Genomic DNA, 16,614 nt, shown 5'->3' on the forward strand with positions numbered 1-16,614 from the left:
CGATAAGCAGCCTATACTCTTGCTTTCCTTTTTCCGAGTTCTTCCTACTCCTGCTATGAAACACGCTTCCACCCGGTTATTGCTTCTGGTAGTAGGTTTGCTCCTTCACGGGCTAGCCGTTCAAGCACAGATCGTTCCGCCCTTAAGTGCTAGCAAGGCTCGGAAGCCAGACCCCATTCAGTTGTCGCAGTTAACGCTGCCAGTTAAAGCATCTGGCTTGCGCCACGCCTTGCCCACGGCTGGTGGTGCCTCGGCTGCGCGCCTAGCTCAACAGCCCTCGCTGGCGGGCGCCCGCGCAAAACAAGATGTCCGCTCAAGCGAAACACCCGCCCCAGCCCGGACTTCAGGTTCCGTAAGCGAGTTGTGGGCCGCGCGCTACGCCACGCCCGACAACAGCTACGATGTGGCCACAAGCACCGCGGTGGATACGGCCGGCAACGTGTACGTGACCGGTTATTCCTTTGCAGACGCCAGCAGCGCCATTAGTTATGATTACGTCACCATTAAATATTCAGCGGACGGGCAACAACAGTGGCAGTTACGGTACGACGGGGCAGCTAATGGCGATGATGTGGCTACGGACCTGGCCGTGGATACGGACGGCAACGTGTACGTGACGGGCAGTTCCTACAACGGCACCAGCTACGACTATGCCACGGTCAAGTATTCGCCCAATGGCCAGTATCTGTGGCAAGCCTCCTACAACGGGCCGGCCAACAGCGACGACCTAGCCGCCAGCGTAGCCGTGGACGCGGCCGGCAACGTGCTGGTAACGGGGGCTTCTTACCACGGCCCGAGCACGGGCTACGACTATGTGACGCTTCAGTACGCGGCCAGCGGTGCGCCACTCTGGCAGGCGCACTACAGCGGCAGCGGGGCCAGCGACGAGTTGCCTACGAGCATTGCCGTGGACGGCAGCGGCAACGTGTACGTGACGGGCACCAGCTACACCGGCAGCCAAAGCGACTACCTCACCCTCAAGTACGCGGCCAGTGGCCAGCAAGAGTGGGCGGCCCGCTACAACGGCCCGGCCAGCGGCTATGACTTGGTGCGGGACCTGGCTGTGGATGCGGCCGGCAACGTGGCCGTGACGGGCACCTCCGACAACGGCACGAGCTACGACTACGCCACGCTCAAGTACGCGCCCGATGGCCAGCCGGTATGGCAAGCCCGCTACAACGGGCCCGGCAACAGCTACGACGAAGCCACCGCCGTGGCCCTCGACGCCATCGGCAACGTGGCCGTGACGGGCTATGCTAACACCGGCAACGACAACTGGGATTTCGTCACCATCTTCTACGCCAGCGTCAGCGGACAACCGGTGTGGAGGAGAGCGTATGATGGCCCCGACAACGGCTACGATGAGGCCACGGACGTGGTGGTGGACACCTACAACCGCGTGATGATAACCGGACGCTCCTACAACCGCAATGGCGAGTGTGACTATCTCACCACCGGGTATTCAATTCAATATGTTGGCCGACAACTACCGGTAGCCCGCTACAACGGCCCCGCCGGTGGCGACGATGGTGCATCGGTCCTCGCCGTGGACGCCATGGGCAACGTAATAGTGACGGGCACTTCGTTTGCCGGCAGCCGAAACTTCGACTATGCCACCGTGAAATATTCGCCTGTAGGTGAGCAGTTGTGGGTGGCCCGTTTCGAAGGTATTCAGACGACCGGACTCCCAAGCCAGGCCACGGATATGGCGGTAGATGCGGCCGGCAATGTGGTCGTGACCGGGTACTCGCGCGCTGGCAGCGGCAGTAGAGTTTACGCTACGGTAAAGTACTCGGCTAGTGGGCAGCAGATCTGGGAGGCGCGCTATCCTCCTGCGTTTACCGGTGTTAATCCGGTGGTTGGGGTGGACGCGGCGGGTAATGTGTACGTGGCCGGCACCGGGGCCGGCGACTATGTTACCATCAAATACGACGGGGCCACGGGGCAACAGCTTTGGCTCAGACGCTACTTCGCGGGGATTATTAACCGTGGCAATGACGTGACGGACCTTGCCGTCGATGCGGCCGGCAATGCCTACGTGACGGGCCGTTCTGTTATGGGCCTCATCACACTCTATGATTACGCCACCATCAAATACTCGCCCACTGGTCAGGAACTTTGGATTAACCGCTATGGACCCAGCATTGGCGCTGGTGCCAATGATGTACCGTCTCGTGTGACCCTGGATGCCGCTGGTAACGTGTACGTAACCGGCACTTCTTACTCTGGCGTCAATCTCGGGAATGCCTATGCTACCATCAAGTATTCGGCCGGCGGCCGGGAGCTGTGGGTGGCCCGCTATGGTACCCTTGCTGTCGGTTATAATCCGACGGACATAGCCGTTGACGCCGCGGGCAATGTGTACGTGACCGGTATCAGCACCCTCAAGTATTCGCCTAGCGGCCAACTCCTCTGGACCGCCCCATTCTTTGCCATTGGCGCCGCTATAGCCGTTGATGCCGCCGGTGACGTATTGGTGACGGGCACTGGCTACCTCAACGCTGATCGTAGCCAGGGTATTTGGGTGACGGCGAAGTGCGACGGGGCCAGCGGGCAGCGGCTCTGGCAGGTTTTCAACGGGCTCGGCAACCCCACTGATCAGGCCGTTGCTATGGCCCTAGACGGTGCCGGGGATGTGTACGTAACCGGCATCTCTAGTGGCAGTAGCACCAACTACAACACCATCAAGTACGCCGGGGCCAGCGGCCAAACGCTGTGGGAAACCCGCGACAACAGCCCCAGCAACGCCGACAACAGGCCGGTCGGCCTAGTCGTGGATGGTACCGGCAATGTGTACGTAGCGGGCACCTCTTTCGCCAGCAGCTCCGACTCCGACTACCTCACCATCAAATACACTCAGGCGAGCAGCGTCGCCTCGGCATCGGTGGTAGCGGCCAGCCGGGCCCAACTGGCGGCGCCGGCCGGTATGCTGCAAGAACTGGCCGTGTATCCGAACCCGGCCGCCGATCAGGCTACGGTCAGCTTCCGTCCGGTGCTTGATGGGCAGGGGCAGGTGCGGGTCTACAACCAGTTGGGCCAACCGGTGGCTACGCTCTACGAAGGCGCCGTGCGCAAGGGCCAGCGCTATACGCTACCGCTCAAGAGTCAATCGTTGCCGGCGGGCCTCTACGAATGCGCGCTGCTCGTCAACGGCCAGCGCCAAACGGTGCGCCTGCTTGTTGCCCATTGAAGGTCCTTCATGAAACTAAGAGCTTCCTTGAACAAGCTCCAGGGGTGCTTTTTAGGGCCGGGGCTAGTGATGAGGGGGCTACGCTACACGCGAACTAGCAACTGATTATTTATACCATGAAGTCCTATTTTAACTTTCCTGCTTTCTGAATATTTAGCGCTGAATTTCAAGTAGTTGACTGTCTGATCTTGGCTAGTGTGGGTGGCGTAGCGTGCTACCACATTCTTCCTTTTCCTGACTGTGTAGGCGCAGGCCACGGCCTGCCGTTGCTTTCTTACTTCCTGTCCGATGAAACAAACGATTACCGGTTTGCTGCTGGCGGCCGGTGTACTGCTGTGCGGGCCTGCCGCCCAGGCGCAAGCCCGCACAGCCTTGGTCTCAAGCAAAACGCAAATGCTCCTGCCTTCGCTGCCCTGCGGCTTTACGCTACCCGTGGGGGCGCCAGCTTTGCGCCACGCCTTGCCCACAACCGGCGCGGTGGGTAAAGGAAAAACCTCCGCGGAACAAGCACTTCCGAAAGCCGGGCGTAACCAACAAGTTGTGGCTTCGGCGCCAGAGATTCCCAGCGCCTCCCTCACCAGCGGGTCTGTCAGTGAAGAATGGGTGGCCCGCTACACATGGTCCGACAACAGCTTTGACGGCGCCACGGACGTGGCAACGGACACGGCTGGTAATGTATACGTGACCGGCTACTCGTTCAGGGGGAGCAGCTACGACTATGCCACGGTTAAGTACTCGGCCAGCGGCGAGCAACTCTGGGAAGTTGTTTACAACGGGAGCGGCAACAGTGCTGATGTGCCCACGAGCATTGCCGTGGATGCGGCGGGCAACGTGTACGTGACGGGTTCGTCTACTGGCAGTAGCAGCGGCTACGATTATCTTACCATCAAGTACAGTGCTAGCAGTGGGCTACTGTGGGTGGCGCGCTACAATGGCCCCTCCGACAATGATGACGTGGCTACCAGCCTCGCCGTGGATGCGGCCGGCAACGTGTCGGTAACGGGCTTCTCCGACGGTGGCAGCAGCAGTTACGACTACGTCACCATCCAGTATTCAGCCAGCGGCGAGCAACTCTGGCAAGCCCGCTACAATGGGCCGGCCAACAACTTTGATCTGCCAACGAATGTGGCCGTGGACGGCAGCGGCAATGTGTACGTGACCGGCACCAGCTACACAGATACGCAGAGCGATTATGCCACCCTCAAGTATGCAGCTAACGGGCAGCAACAGTGGGTTGCTCTATACAACGAGCCATCAGGTGGCTATGACCTGGTGCGGGGCCTGGCCGTAGATGCGGCCGGCAATGTGGCCGTGACGGGCACCAGTGACAACGGCACGAGCTACGACTACGCCACGCTCAAGTACGCGCCCGATGGCCAGCCGGTATGGCAAGCCCGCTACAACGGGCCCGGCAACAGCTACGACGAAGCCACCGCCGTGGCCCTCGACGCCACCGGCAACGTGGCCGTGACGGGCTATGCGCTGGGCAGCGGTGGCACTTGGGACTATACCACGCTCAAATACGCCGCGGGCAGCGGGCAGTTGCAATGGGAAAGCAGCTACAACGGCCCCGGCAACAGCTACGATGAAGCCAAGGACGTGGCCGTGGATGCCGCTGGCAACGTGGCCGTGACGGGTCGTTCCTTCAACGGCAGCGGCCAGAGCGACTATGCCACCGTCAAGTACGCGGCAGCCAGTGGCCGCCAACTCTGGGAGGCCCGCTACAACAGGCCCGTCAACAGCGACGAAGCTCCGGCCAGCCTGACGGTGGATGCGGCGGGTAATGTGGTTGTGACTGGCTATACCGGTGGCCGTAGCAACACCGATTCCGACTACGCCGCTCTTACATACGCCGCGGCCACTGGGCAGCTGCTCTGGCAAGCGCATTATTCCGGCATTCGCATTCGCGCGTATCAGCCGACCGGCTTCGCCGTGGACGCGGTCGGCAACGTCTACGTGACGGGAACTACCAGTAGCAGTATCGTCATGTTTGGGACCGTTCAGGCCCAAACCGCCTACGTCACCATCAAGTATGCCGCCAGTGGCCAGAAGCTGTGGGAAGCCCGCCTTCGTTATCGTTCCAATCCTTTCTATGCGCACGAAACCAGCATGGCCGTTGATGCAGCGGGCAACGTCTACGTGGCTGGTATCGACTTCAGCCAGTATTTCGCTGTTAAATATTCGACCAGCGGGCAGCAGCTCTGGCGAGTTTCCCTCAACGCGCTAAGCCCAGGTGGAGGGAGTCGTATTGCCGTGGACGGAGCGGGCAATATCTACGCAACGGGCTCCGCGTCTAACGCAGGCGGCCCCGATTACGCAACGGCCAAATACTCAACCAGTGGGCAGCCGCAGTGGGTAGCGCACTACAACGGGCCGGGCAACAGTGATGATCGAGCCACTAGCTTGGTGGTAGATGCGGCCGGCAACGTATACGTAAGCGGCTCCTCTAACGCCAGCGCCTCCGACCCCGATTATGCCACCGTCAAGTATTCCACCCATGGCACCCAGCTCTGGGCTGCCCGCTACGCCGGAACCAACAGCAATTCTTTGGATCAGGTAAGCGACTTGGCGGTGGATGCGGCCGGCGACGTGTACGTGACGGGGCGTACGGACAACGACACCCTCAGCAGAAGCAGCGACTACGCCACCGTCAAGTACGCTGGCGCGAGCGGGCAGCAGCTCTGGGTGGCCCGCTATAATGGACCGAACAACTTGTATGATAACCCAGCGGCCTTAGCTGTGGACGCCGGTAGTGTGTACGTGACGGGTTATTCCTACTCCAGGGACCGGAGCGAATACTCTACCATCAAGTACGACGCCGCCAGCGGCCAGCAGCTCTGGGCCAGCCGCTACAACGGACCCGCCAACAACAACAACACCGACGCCGCAAGGGACCTAGCCGTGGACGCCGTCGGCAATGTGTACGTGACCGGGTACTCCGTTGGCATCGGCAGTAGAATCGACTACGCCACGCTTAAGTATTCGGCGAGCGGCCAACAACTGTGGGTAGCTCGCTACAACGGCCCCGCCAACAGCGACGATGTGGCGGCCTACTTGGGCTTGGATGCCGCTGGCAACGTGTACGTGACGGGAGGCTCTAATGGCAGCACTGCGGCCAGCACCTACGACTACCTCACCATCAAATATTCCCAAGCCAACGCCACGTTTCCGGCCCAACGCGTCGCTGCTACGCGGGCAACCTTGGCCGGGCCGGAGGATGGCCAGCAACTGGTGGTCTACCCCAACCCGGTCGCCACAACGGCGACCGTAAGCTTCCGCCCGGTGCGCGATGGCTCGGCGCAGGTACTGATTTACAATCGGTTCGGCCAGCGGGTGGCCAGCCTGTATGAAGGCACCGTGCGCAAGGGCCAGCACTACCAATTGCCGCTGCACAGCCAGAAACTCGCGCCGGGCTTATATACTTGCTCGTTGCTCGTCAAGGGGCAGCGCGAGTCTGTGCGCTTGCTCATTGCTCGCTGAGGCTAGGTATGTCTTGCAGCGCAAAACGCCCCCAGATAAGGTCTGGGGCGTTTTTTGTGTGTGCTGGTCGATTGTCGTCAGATGGTTCTTCCGAAGAAAAGTTGAACTGGCGACTCCAGGCGTACTTCTAAGCTGAGTAGCTGGTGGCCGTGGCCGTTTCTTGCCAAATTTCCCGCTGCTCTTGAATACCAGCTTCTTTCTTGCCAGCCAGATCATACGCATCCGGTCCTAAGAAAAGGTGCAGGGGCGGAGTAGCCGATGATATCACCTCAACCAGCACGCGCATAGCCTTTTCCGGGTCGCCGGGCTGCTGGCCATCGTAGGCCGACCATTGGCTTTCGGCGGCGCGTACTTCCGTGTAGTCGGGCACCGGCTGGGCCGGCATCACCAGAGAGCTATCCGCCAAGAAATTAGTCCGGAAAGTGCCCGGGTACACCACCGTAACCTGCACGCCGAACGGCTTGGCCTCGGCTGCCAGCGCCTCGGATAAGCCCACCAAGGCAAATTTCGATGCGGCGTAACTGCCACTGCCGGGAAATTCGCCGAAATAGCCCGCAATGGAAGCAATGTTAACGATGTGTCCGGCGCGTTGCCGACGCAGTTGGGGCATTACATGGCGAACGACGTTCAGCGTGCCGAACACATTTACGTCGAACGTACGGCGAACTTCCGTGTCGGTTAGCTCTTCCAGGGTGCCGAATTGCAGATAGCCCGCGTTGTTAACTACTACATCGAGGCGGCCAAACATTTTCACGGTGGCAGCTATTGCTTGTTGCACGCTTAGCTCGTCGGCTAAGTCCATTTCCAGCGGCAGGAAACGGTTGGAGGGCGCTGCCCCAACCGCGTCGGTGAGGGCCTGGATGGTGCGGGAAGTGGCGGCCACGCAGCTGCCAGAAGCCAGCAGTTGCTTGGCCAGGGTCAAGCCTAATCCTTTAGAGGCTCCGGTGATAAACCAAACGGTGGGCGTTGTCATGGGGAAGGTAGTTGATGTGATGCCCGCCCTGTGCGGAACGCTGCAAAGGTCTGCTACCCCCGTCCCAAGAAAATAAGGATTTCAACCCATTGCTTAAGTTATTCAAACAAGTTTCTCCGTCGTCCGAATCAGTGGGCAACTTCATCAGCCGGCTTGAAATCCACTTAAACTGGCCCGTCGTGCTTGCGCTAGCGGCCGTTTGCCGAAGTAGCTCTCCCGCTTCGTTGAGCAAGGCATCAGAAGTTGCTTCAGCGGGAGAGCTACTTCGGCTGCGCTCAGCAGGACAAGGCTGTTTCAACTTGTTGGTCGAGCTTTTTAGATAGCCTTTTTGGCGCGCAGGGCTCTGGGTGGCAGACCAGTATGCTTCTTGAAGAAGTTGTTGAAATACGTGGGATACTCGAAACCGAGACTGAACGCAATTTCAGAAACACTCCAGTCGGTGTGCTGCAACAGGGCTTTGGCTTCGCTGATCATGCGCTCGGCAATATGCACCGTAGTTGTTTTGCCGGTTAGCTCGCGCACGGCGCGGTTGAGGTGGTTGACGTGCACGGAGAGGCAAACCGCAAAGTCGCGGGCAGTCCGCAGCTTCAATACGCGGTTGGGCGAGTCAATCGGAAATTGGCGTTCCAGCAGTTCCGTGAACAGCGCCACAATACGGCTGGCGGCGTTTTGGTGCGGATAGTAAGGTGTTTGGGGCTGCATCTTCAGCGCCTCATGAATGACGAGGTTCACGTAGTTCCGCAGCAAATCCTGCTTGTACGGATACGTGGAGTCCCGCTCGGCCAACATCTGCCGGAAAAATTGCCGCAATGTCTCTAACTGCGTTTCATCCGGGAAGAAAATCGGGTCATTCCCAATCTTAAATAGCGGCGAATCCTGCAAACTGGCGCTGCGGTCATTGATTACCAGAAAATCTTCCGTAAACAAGCACAAGTAGCCGGTCTGCGCCTCTGATACCACCTCGCACGAATAAGGAACCAGCGGATTGGAAAAGATCAGGGCGGGTTGGTCGATCCGCACGCCCCGGTCGGCATAGTTGAATTGATAAACGCCCGTCAGCAACGATATTTTGTAGAAGTCCCGGCGATTGTATGCCAAATCGGTCGTGCAGAGCTGCTCGACGTCGTAGACGTTGAAGTGCCCAGATTTAACGGCCACTTGCTGCCCGGCCAAGTTGGCCTCGGGAAGGCGCTGGAGCTGGTAGAAACGCTCCACAGATTCATTGGATTTCATATAGGAAAGTAAAGAAATCAAACAACATCAGGCTTGCTAAGTTGGTGCTGTAGCAAACGGTAGCTGAACCCGAGTGAGTCTTTTTAGCGCGTGCCTGGCGCAACTACCACGAAGTCGCCCGCGTGCTAACTGAACAAGTCCAGCAATTCCTGCTGAGTCAGCGTCTTGATAAAGCCGGTGTCCGTCTTGACCAGGCCGTCGGCTAGTTCGCGCTTCGCGGCCTGCATCTGCATGATTTTCTCCTCGATGGTATCGGGGCAAATCAGGCGCACGGCCACCACCTTTTTATCCTGGCCGATGCGGTGGCTCCGGTCGATGGCCTGGTTTTCCACGGCCGGGTTCCACCACGGGTCCACGAGGTACACGTAGTCGGCTTCGGTAAGGTTGAGGCCGGTGCCGCCCGCTTTCAAACTCACGAGGAACACGCGCACGGTTTCGTTTAGCTGAAAATTAGCAACGGTGGCGGCGCGGTTTTTCGTTTGGCCGGTTAGGTACTCGAAAGGAATATTGTGGGTTTCCAGCTCTTGCTTGACAAGGTCGAGCATGGTCACGAACTGCGAGAAAACCAGGATTTTGTGCTGCGGGGCTTTGTTGCGGATTTCTTCCAGCAAGGCATCCAGCTTGGCGGATTGTTGGCCGTAGCTTTCCTGGTCGGGGAGCAGGGCGGGGGAGTTGCAGATCTGGCGCAGCTTGGTAAGGCCTTGCAGGATGTGCATATTGCTTTTGCGGGGCGTCTCCTGCTGAATGCCCATCAGCAGGTCGTGGTACTCCTTTTTGCAGGCCTCGTACACCCGGCGCTGCTCGGCGCCCATTTCGCAGTAGAGCACCATTTCGGTTTTGGCGGGCAGCTCGCGGGCCACTTGGGCTTTGGTACGGCGCAGCACAAAGGGGCTGATTTTGCGCTGCAGCGCCCGCGCCTTCTTGTCGTCCTTGAACTTGTCGATGGGGCTCCCGAAAATGTCGTTGAAGTGCTGCTTGCTACCCAGCAGGCCGGGGCAGGCAAAGGAAAGCTGCCCGTACAAATCGAACGTGTTGTTCTCAACGGGCGTGCCGGTGAGCACCACCCGGTTGCGGGCTTGCAACAAACAAGCCGCCTTGTAGCGCTGCGAATCCGGGTTCTTGATGGCCTGGGATTCGTCCAGGAACACGTAGTTGAAGCAATACTCCTTGAGCTGCCGGATGTCGGACACCACCGTGTTGTAGGTGGTCAGCACAATGTCGAAGGCATTGAAATTCTGAGTGATAAGGTTACGGGCGCTGCCGTGTAATACGTGTACGCGCAACGAGGGCGCGAACTTCTGCACCTCGGCCTGCCAGTTGAACACCAGCGAAGTCGGGACGACGACCAGGTTGGCGGCGGTATACCCTTTGGCGCGTTGCAGCAAAATAAAGGTTAGCACTTGCAGGGTTTTGCCGAGGCCCATATCATCGGCCAGGCAGCCGCCGAAACCGAAGGTGTCGAGGAAGTTCAGCCAGTTCAGGCCCTGCCGTTGGTAGTCGCGCAAGGTGGCTTGCAAGTTGGGCGGCACCGCCACGGGCGCTATGCCAGTGAAGTCGGCCGCGGCTTCTTGGTAGGCGGCCAGCTTGGTTTGCGCTTCGGCGGCCAGGGCTGCGGGGTCGTAGAGCTCCTCAATGGCCGAAAAGTTGATGCTCGGGGTGCGAATTTTCTCTTCCACCACGTGGCCGGCCGCGAAATAGTGCGTGAACTTCTCGACCCACTCCTGGGGCAGAATGCCGCGGGTACCGTCGTCGAGGCGCACGTAATGGCTTTTGTTGCGGATGGCCTGGTGCAGTTGCTTCAGGGAAGCCTTTTGCTTGCCGAACCGTACCCGGAGCTGCGTATCAAACCAGTTGGTTTCGCCGGTGACGCGCACCGAGATGCGCGCCCGGTTGGGGTTGAGGTCGTTTTTCCTGAGCTGGTTGAAGCCGAGGATTTCAATTTGCTCGTGCTGCCAGTCCTCGAAGGCATTCAGAAACCATTCTTCTTCCAGAAACAGGCTTTTCGGCACGTACAACGAATCGAACTGCATCTGCTCCTGGAAGTCGGGGTAGTGGCGCAGCAGGGCATTGGCAAAGCGCCGTTCCGCCACGTCGTCGCGCTCCAAGGCAAACGGATTACCTAATTCGTCGACCGCGAAAAGCTGCTTGCGCGACAGGATGGACACTTCCTTGGTGCCGTAGCGCATCACGGGCAGCAATTCCACGTGCGCCCCGGCATCGGAGAGGTACAACAGTTTCTGCGGCGCCTGGTCGAAACCGTAGGATACCAGTTGCTGCGGCGTAGCGGGCCGGGCGTAGGAGTAGGAGATTAGCAGGCGGTCTTCCAAGTTCGCCAGCACATCCAACTGAAACTCGGTAAACTTGCTTTGGTGAATTAGGAGGGTATTGTTGCGCTTGGTGAAGAACTCGATAACGCGCCAGATGTCGGGGTCTTCAATCAGGTACAGCACGTCCTGCACCGCCACAAAGTACTCGTAGCGCATGGCCAGCGTCTTCAAGTCCACAGGTTGATTTTCCAGCACTAATAGGCCCGCCACCTCGTAAAACTCGCCTTTCAAGTTCACCGACAACCGCAAATCGGCCGGAACGCTGCGCACCCGCAGGCGCGTGAGTGACGGAGCCGTGAGCTTGTCGGACACGGCAGGGTTGTGGCCGAAGATGGGCAAGCCCGTGGGGTTGTGCAGCACGGCTTGCAGCGCCGCTATAGCAGCCGCGGAGCGGGTATCGTCGTAGTTGTTTTGGAAGCGGGCCAGGCCGGTGTAGAACTTCAGTTCGGCTGTATCGGTGGTCTTCCAGATATCATCCAGCGGGTTGAGCACGGTCACCGGGTTCTTGACTTTGCCGGCCGAGGTGAGGGTGGCTTCCGCTAGCTGAATGGTGAGGTGTCCGTAATATTTGTGCTTGCCAAACACCACAAACCGCTGCGTGTCAACGGGTGTCGGCACCACGCCCCGCCGTTGCGGCAACAGCTGCCCCATTAGTTCCTGCTTGGTAGTGGCCGTAATTGGGTACAGCCCCGCCTGCCGCGGGCTGACCACCACCGATGGGCGCACGTAGGTCAGCTGGAAATGCTCGTCCAGGTTAGAAGCGTGTTCCAATCCGTAGTCGCGGGCAGTGGCTTGCAGCAGCGTGCGGCGCTGCACCGCATCGAAGAACACCCGGAACTCTTTGCGGCGCATGACGCTAAGCAGCACCTGCGCCTGGTGCTCGCACAAGGTGGTTTTCTCGGCAAGGCAGGCGCAGGAAAGCAGCACTCCCTGGGCTTGCTGCTCGACAATCACAGAAGGAAATTTCAGTTGTCCGGGTGCGGGCGCCGAACTGGTAAACGAACCGAAATCCAGCGTCAGGCTTTCGGGCTGAACGGCAGTCAGCGCATAAGAGTCGGTGACAAACAGCGGCGGGTAATGCCGGGCCACATCCGCGTCGGTCAGCGTGGAAACCGATGCTGCCGCCAGAAAATACTGGTGCGGATGCGGGGCACCGTTGGGCAGGGGCAGTGTTTCCGTTGGCTTCGACATAAACAGGAGTTGCAGCCCCGAAAGGTAGCCAACTATCCTGATTAGCTACTCGCCTGAATTTAGCTAAACAGGATAGTCAACGGCGGCGCTTCAAGAAGATGCGAAGAGCAATATGGCTACGGGAGCAACGCAATAATTTGAGGCTTCGTGCCGTATGCCTTAAGCAGTTTGGTAGAACAAAGAATCACTTTGGAAAGTCGTCAGCACGTAATCAGAACGTCATGCAGAGCGCAGCGAAGCATCTCGCGTGCTGACACAGAGTTAGTAACCAAGATACGTTCGCTCATTGGGAGGAAGTAGCGGTTAGAGAAGCACGGGCCTTATCCAAGTAACCTGAGCGCATTATTGTTGTATAAGGTCCGCAAAATGGTGGATGGCGACAAGCCTGCTTCTTGCCAAGGTTAGCATAAGCACGCGAGATGCTTCGCTGCGCTCTGCATGACGTTCGGTTGACTTACTGGGCAAATTTAGTTTGATGCAAGTGTAGTAAGAAGCCCTAGCTGCTCGATGCAACTAGGGCTTCTTACTACACTTGTACGTCGTTTGGTGCTTTACTCTAGCTCTTTTTGCTGGTGGCTTTCTTGGTTGCGGGCGAGCTGGCTTTTGCGCCTTTCAGGGGGAAGCCACGTTCCCGCATCAGGGCATCGATTTTCGGGTCGCGGCCGCGGAAAGAGCGGTAAGCGTCGGCGGGGTCCACGGTGTTGCCTACCGAGAAGATGTACTTGGTCAGGCGCTGGCCGACGGCTTTGTCGTAGGGGCCGCCGGCTTCGGTGAAAGCGCCGTACGCATCGGAGGCCAGTACCACCGACCACAGGTAGCTGTAGTAGCCCGCCGAGTAGCCATCAGAGGAAAATACGTGCGAGAATTGTGGCGTGCGGTGGCGCATCACAATCTCGCTCGGCATGCCCAACTGCGCTAGGGTTTCGCGCTCGAACTTGTCGGCATCAATCTTCTGGTCGCCGGCCAAGTGCAGCTTCATGTCGATGAGGGCGCTAGCCAAGAACTCGGTGGTTTCGAAGCCCTGGTTGAAAGTGGAGGCCTTTTCAATCCGGTCGACCAAAGCCTGCGGAATAGGCTTGCCGGTCTGGTAGTGCACCGCAAAGCGCTGAAGTACCTGCGGCGTGGGCAGCCAGTTTTCCAGCACCTGCGACGGAAATTCCACGTAGTCGCGCACTACGCTCGTGCCCGACAAGGTTGGGTAGGTTACGTTGGAGGAAAGGCCGTGCAAAGCGTGGCCGAACTCGTGGAAGAGGGTAGTGGCGTCGGTCCAGGAAATAAGGGTGGGCGCGCCGTCCTTGCCCTTTACGAAGTTGGAGTTGTTGGACACGATGGTGCTGACCGCGCCGTCCATGCGCTCCTGCTTGCGGTAGGCGTTCATCCAGGCGCCGGAGCGTTTGCCGGGCCGGGCGTACGGGTCGAAGTACCACAAGCCCACGTGCTTGCCGGTGGTCTTGTCTTTCACCTCCCACACCTTCACATCGGGGTGGTAGACGGGCACGTCGGTGACGGGCGCAAAGGTGAAGTTGAACAGCTCGCCAGCCACCCAAAACATACCTTCGCGCATTTTATCGAGTTGCAGGTATTGCTTCACCTCGTTTTGGTCGAGGTCGTAGCGCGCCTTCCGTACTTTCTCGGAGTAGTAGCGGTAGTCCCAGGGCTCGATCTTGATGTTGACGCCTTCTTTCTTGGCTAGCGCCTGCATGTCGGCTACTTCCTCTTTCACGCGGGCCACGGCCGGCGTCCAGACTTCCTCCATCAGCGCCATAGCTTTCTCGGGCGTCTTGGCCATGGTGTTGTCGAGGCGCAAGTGGGCGTGCGTGGCGTAACCGAGCAGCTTGGCCCGCTCGGCCCGCAGCTGCAAAATCTCGGTAATGAGGGCGTTGTTGTCGTGCGCGCCGCCGTTGTCGCCGCGGTTATAGAACATGCGCCACGCCTTTTCGCGCAGCTTACGCTGGTCGGAGTAGGTGAGGAATGGGTCGATGGAAGAGCGGGTGTTGGTGATAACCCCGGCCGCCGAAATCTTGCGGGCAGTGGCCGTATTGGCCGCATCATCGCGCAGCGAAGTGGGAAGGCCGCCGAGGTCGGCCGGCGTTTTCAGCACCATCACCGAGTCCGTCTCGTCGGCCAGCACGTTTTGGCTGAAGCGCGTGAACAGCCCCGCCAATTGCTGGTTGATTGCTGAGAGGCGCGTTTTGGCTTTGGCATCGAGTTTAGCGCCGGCCCGCACGAAGTTGTTGTAGTACACAAACGTGAGGCGCTGCTGCTCGGAGGTTAGCTTCTTCTTGTCGGGCGAGTTATACACGGCCGCTATGCGCTTGAACAAGGGTTCGTTCTGCGTGATTTCGTCGCCGAAAGCGGCCATGCGGGGCGCCATTTCGCGTTGTACCGCCTGCACCTCGGGGCTGCTCATGGTACCCGCCCACACCCCGTACACCGTCTGAACCTGGTCGAGCGTGTTGCCGGCCCGCTCCAGCGCCGCAATGGTGTTCTCGAAAGTAGGGGCCTGCGGATTGCTGGCAATAGCCTGAATCTCCTTCAGGTTTTCGGTCATAGCGGCTTCCAGCGCCGGTTTGAAGTTGGCTACCTGCACCTTATCGAAGGCCGGGAAACCTCCGTAAGGTCCTGACCATGAGGACAGTAGTGGGTTTGAGTTGGCGCCGACCGAGGCGCCGGCCGGCGTAGTTTGGGCAATGCTAGGCGTTGGGTTCACGTAGGCAGCTAAGCTAAAGGCGAGCAAAGCATGCGTAAACAGCCGCCCACCAGAAAAAAGAACAGGTTTCAACATAAGGAAAGAACAGATGGTGGCAATGGGGCAGGCATGAAAGTACTACCTAAGCCTAATTTGCTCCGGTGGGTTCCTCCAGTATTACAAAACCCACGTCCGCCATGCTGAACTTGTCGAAGCATGACGGACGTGGGTTTTTTGGATGGGCTCTACGTTGAATAGCCTCTTAAAAATCAGAATACGCGACGGGGTACAAAAACGTCTGCTGGTTTCTGGAAACGTTGTGTTGATACTCTGGCAAGGCCGAAAGTTTTTTCCACTCCGGGTCGGCGCCAAAGGTTTTCCAGTGCTCGTCGCGGGCGGCTTTGTTTTCGAAGGTAGTGAGGTACATCAGGTTGGGCATGTGGCTGCCCGCCAGTACCCGGCCATAGAATACGCCATTGAATCCCAGGCGCTTAAATAGATCTATTTCCCCGCCCTGCACAAACATCTGCACTTTGTTCGCGTGAATCTTCTCGTTGGGGCTTTCGTAGCTGCGCAGCTCATATACCCGCTCCGGGCGTGGGCCCTTCAGCTGCGGCTCTTGCAGCTGAATTTTATCGGACATGGATTGAATCTGGATGGTTTCCAGGCGCGTGTAGGGCGGGTTGTTGTAGGCGGCCGTCCAGTATTGGCTGTTGCTCTCGAAGCTTTTGTCTTGATCCAGGCGCTCCGTCACGCTCAAAAGCTGGTTGAAAGACTTGTAAGGAATCAGCACCAGTATCCGGCGGTCAACGGCTGTATCGTTGCCGATAGGCTTGAAAACGCCGATTTTCTGGACGCCCAGCTTGTGCAAGGCGGGAACAAACGCATCCTTCAAAAACGCGTCAACTCGCTCTTCTTGCTGCTTATCTTTCAAATGATAAATCTTGAGCTGGTAAATCTCCCGGTCGGCGGCCGTTGCCAGGCCCGCCTGCAAGAGCAGCAGCGCCATTGCGACCAGAAAAAGTAAACCGACCTTGTTTGGCCGCTCGTAGGCTAGCAGTTGTTTCATTTACAAAAAGGTTATGAGTGGAAGTTAGGCGTGCTAAACCTAACAAAAATTCTATGCCCGGACGGAAAAATGCACGATGGTCGATGTGTTCGTTCCTGTTTTCCAAACTGCGCCTGCTCACAAACTAAACCGTAGTCAGGGGCAGCCGTGCAGATGCCCTTCCGTTACTGCGGCATAAGGAAACCTACTTATCAATCAGCAACTCAAATCCGAGGGTGCACAGTCCTCGTTCAACCGGCGCCAATTTTAATGAGGCATCACAGAATGTACGAACGGGGTAAACTTCTCTGCCACGTCTGAGTATAGGCCTTGATGTTGCGTTGGATCGACGTTCTGAAGTTTGCCAAATACAGCAACCCCGAGCCGCCGCGCCGCGTGGAGAAATCGGAGGGAGAATGGCAGGCGCAGCTAACGCCCGCGCAGTTTCGGGTGTTGCGCCAGAAAGGAACCGAGCCGCCCTAC

At 58.6% G+C, this 16,614-nt stretch carries 7 protein-coding genes and 1 pseudogene (1 of these 8 cut by a window edge); 3 read left to right on the forward strand and 5 right to left on the reverse strand.

The window, feature by feature from the left end; translation table 11 throughout:
• The first annotated feature begins 55 nt into the window (after positions 1-55).
• Both ACFE7X_RS01965 and ACFE7X_RS01970 read left to right on the forward strand, forming a co-directional pair.
• Positions 56-3,190 carry an SBBP repeat-containing protein gene (locus ACFE7X_RS01965; protein ID WP_375433977.1) on the forward strand — a complete coding sequence of 1,045 codons (3,135 nt, stop codon included), beginning with the start codon at positions 56-58 and terminating at the stop codon, positions 3,188-3,190.
• Between the two features lie 288 nt (positions 3,191-3,478).
• Positions 3,479-6,670, forward strand: a complete 3,192-nt coding sequence (locus tag ACFE7X_RS01970) for an SBBP repeat-containing protein (protein ID WP_375433978.1) — start codon at positions 3,479-3,481, stop codon at positions 6,668-6,670.
• A gap of 127 nt (positions 6,671-6,797) precedes the next feature.
• Here ACFE7X_RS01970 and ACFE7X_RS01975 read toward each other — a convergent pair whose 3' ends face one another.
• The 5 genes from ACFE7X_RS01975 to ACFE7X_RS01995 all read right to left on the reverse strand — a co-directional run bounded on the left by ACFE7X_RS01975 (position 6,798) and on the right by ACFE7X_RS01995 (position 16,152).
• Positions 6,798-7,643, reverse strand: a complete 846-nt coding sequence (locus ACFE7X_RS01975; RefSeq protein ID WP_375433979.1) for an SDR family oxidoreductase — start codon at positions 7,641-7,643, stop codon at positions 6,798-6,800.
• Positions 7,644-7,958: 315 nt separating this feature from the next.
• The gene (locus ACFE7X_RS01980; protein ID WP_375433980.1) at positions 7,959-8,876 is read right to left on the reverse strand and encodes a helix-turn-helix domain-containing protein; all 918 of its coding nucleotides are present in this window, start codon (positions 8,874-8,876) and stop codon (positions 7,959-7,961) included.
• Positions 8,877-9,001: 125 nt separating this feature from the next.
• The gene (locus tag ACFE7X_RS01985) at positions 9,002-12,394 is read right to left on the reverse strand and encodes a DEAD/DEAH box helicase (protein ID WP_375433981.1); all 3,393 of its coding nucleotides are present in this window, start codon (positions 12,392-12,394) and stop codon (positions 9,002-9,004) included.
• Between the two features lie 556 nt (positions 12,395-12,950).
• Entirely contained in the window at positions 12,951-15,179 is a 2,229-nt protein-coding gene (locus tag ACFE7X_RS01990) for a M3 family metallopeptidase (RefSeq protein ID WP_375433982.1), read from the reverse strand.
• Positions 15,180-15,345: 166 nt separating this feature from the next.
• Positions 15,346-16,152 carry an NIPSNAP family protein gene (locus ACFE7X_RS01995; protein ID WP_375433983.1) on the reverse strand — a complete coding sequence of 269 codons (807 nt, stop codon included), beginning with the start codon at positions 16,150-16,152 and terminating at the stop codon, positions 15,346-15,348.
• A gap of 312 nt (positions 16,153-16,464) precedes the next feature.
• Between ACFE7X_RS01995 and msrB the strand changes: the two are divergent.
• A pseudogene (msrB, locus tag ACFE7X_RS02000) lies at positions 16,465-16,614 on the forward strand (peptide-methionine (R)-S-oxide reductase MsrB); it runs 276 nt beyond the window's last position.

Origin of the sequence: uncultured Hymenobacter sp. (assembly GCF_964242765.1) — a bacterium.
Lineage (GTDB): Bacteria > Bacteroidota > Bacteroidia > Cytophagales > Hymenobacteraceae > Hymenobacter.

What these genes read in the sequence shown, in the direction of transcription:
- ACFE7X_RS01965 (WP_375433977.1), top strand. Translation starts at nt 56, where the DNA reads ATGAAACACGCTTCCACCCGGTTATTGCTTCTGGTAGTAGGTTTGCTC.
- ACFE7X_RS01980 (WP_375433980.1), bottom strand. Translation starts at nt 8,876, where the DNA reads ATGAAATCCAATGAATCTGTGGAGCGTTTCTACCAGCTCCAGCGCCTT.
- ACFE7X_RS01970 (WP_375433978.1), top strand. Translation starts at nt 3,479, where the DNA reads ATGAAACAAACGATTACCGGTTTGCTGCTGGCGGCCGGTGTACTGCTG.
- ACFE7X_RS01990 (WP_375433982.1), bottom strand. Translation starts at nt 15,179, where the DNA reads ATGTTGAAACCTGTTCTTTTTTCTGGTGGGCGGCTGTTTACGCATGCT.
- ACFE7X_RS01975 (WP_375433979.1), bottom strand. Translation starts at nt 7,643, where the DNA reads ATGACAACGCCCACCGTTTGGTTTATCACCGGAGCCTCTAAAGGATTA.
- ACFE7X_RS01985 (WP_375433981.1), bottom strand. Translation starts at nt 12,394, where the DNA reads ATGTCGAAGCCAACGGAAACACTGCCCCTGCCCAACGGTGCCCCGCAT.
- ACFE7X_RS01995 (WP_375433983.1), bottom strand. Translation starts at nt 16,152, where the DNA reads ATGAAACAACTGCTAGCCTACGAGCGGCCAAACAAGGTCGGTTTACTT.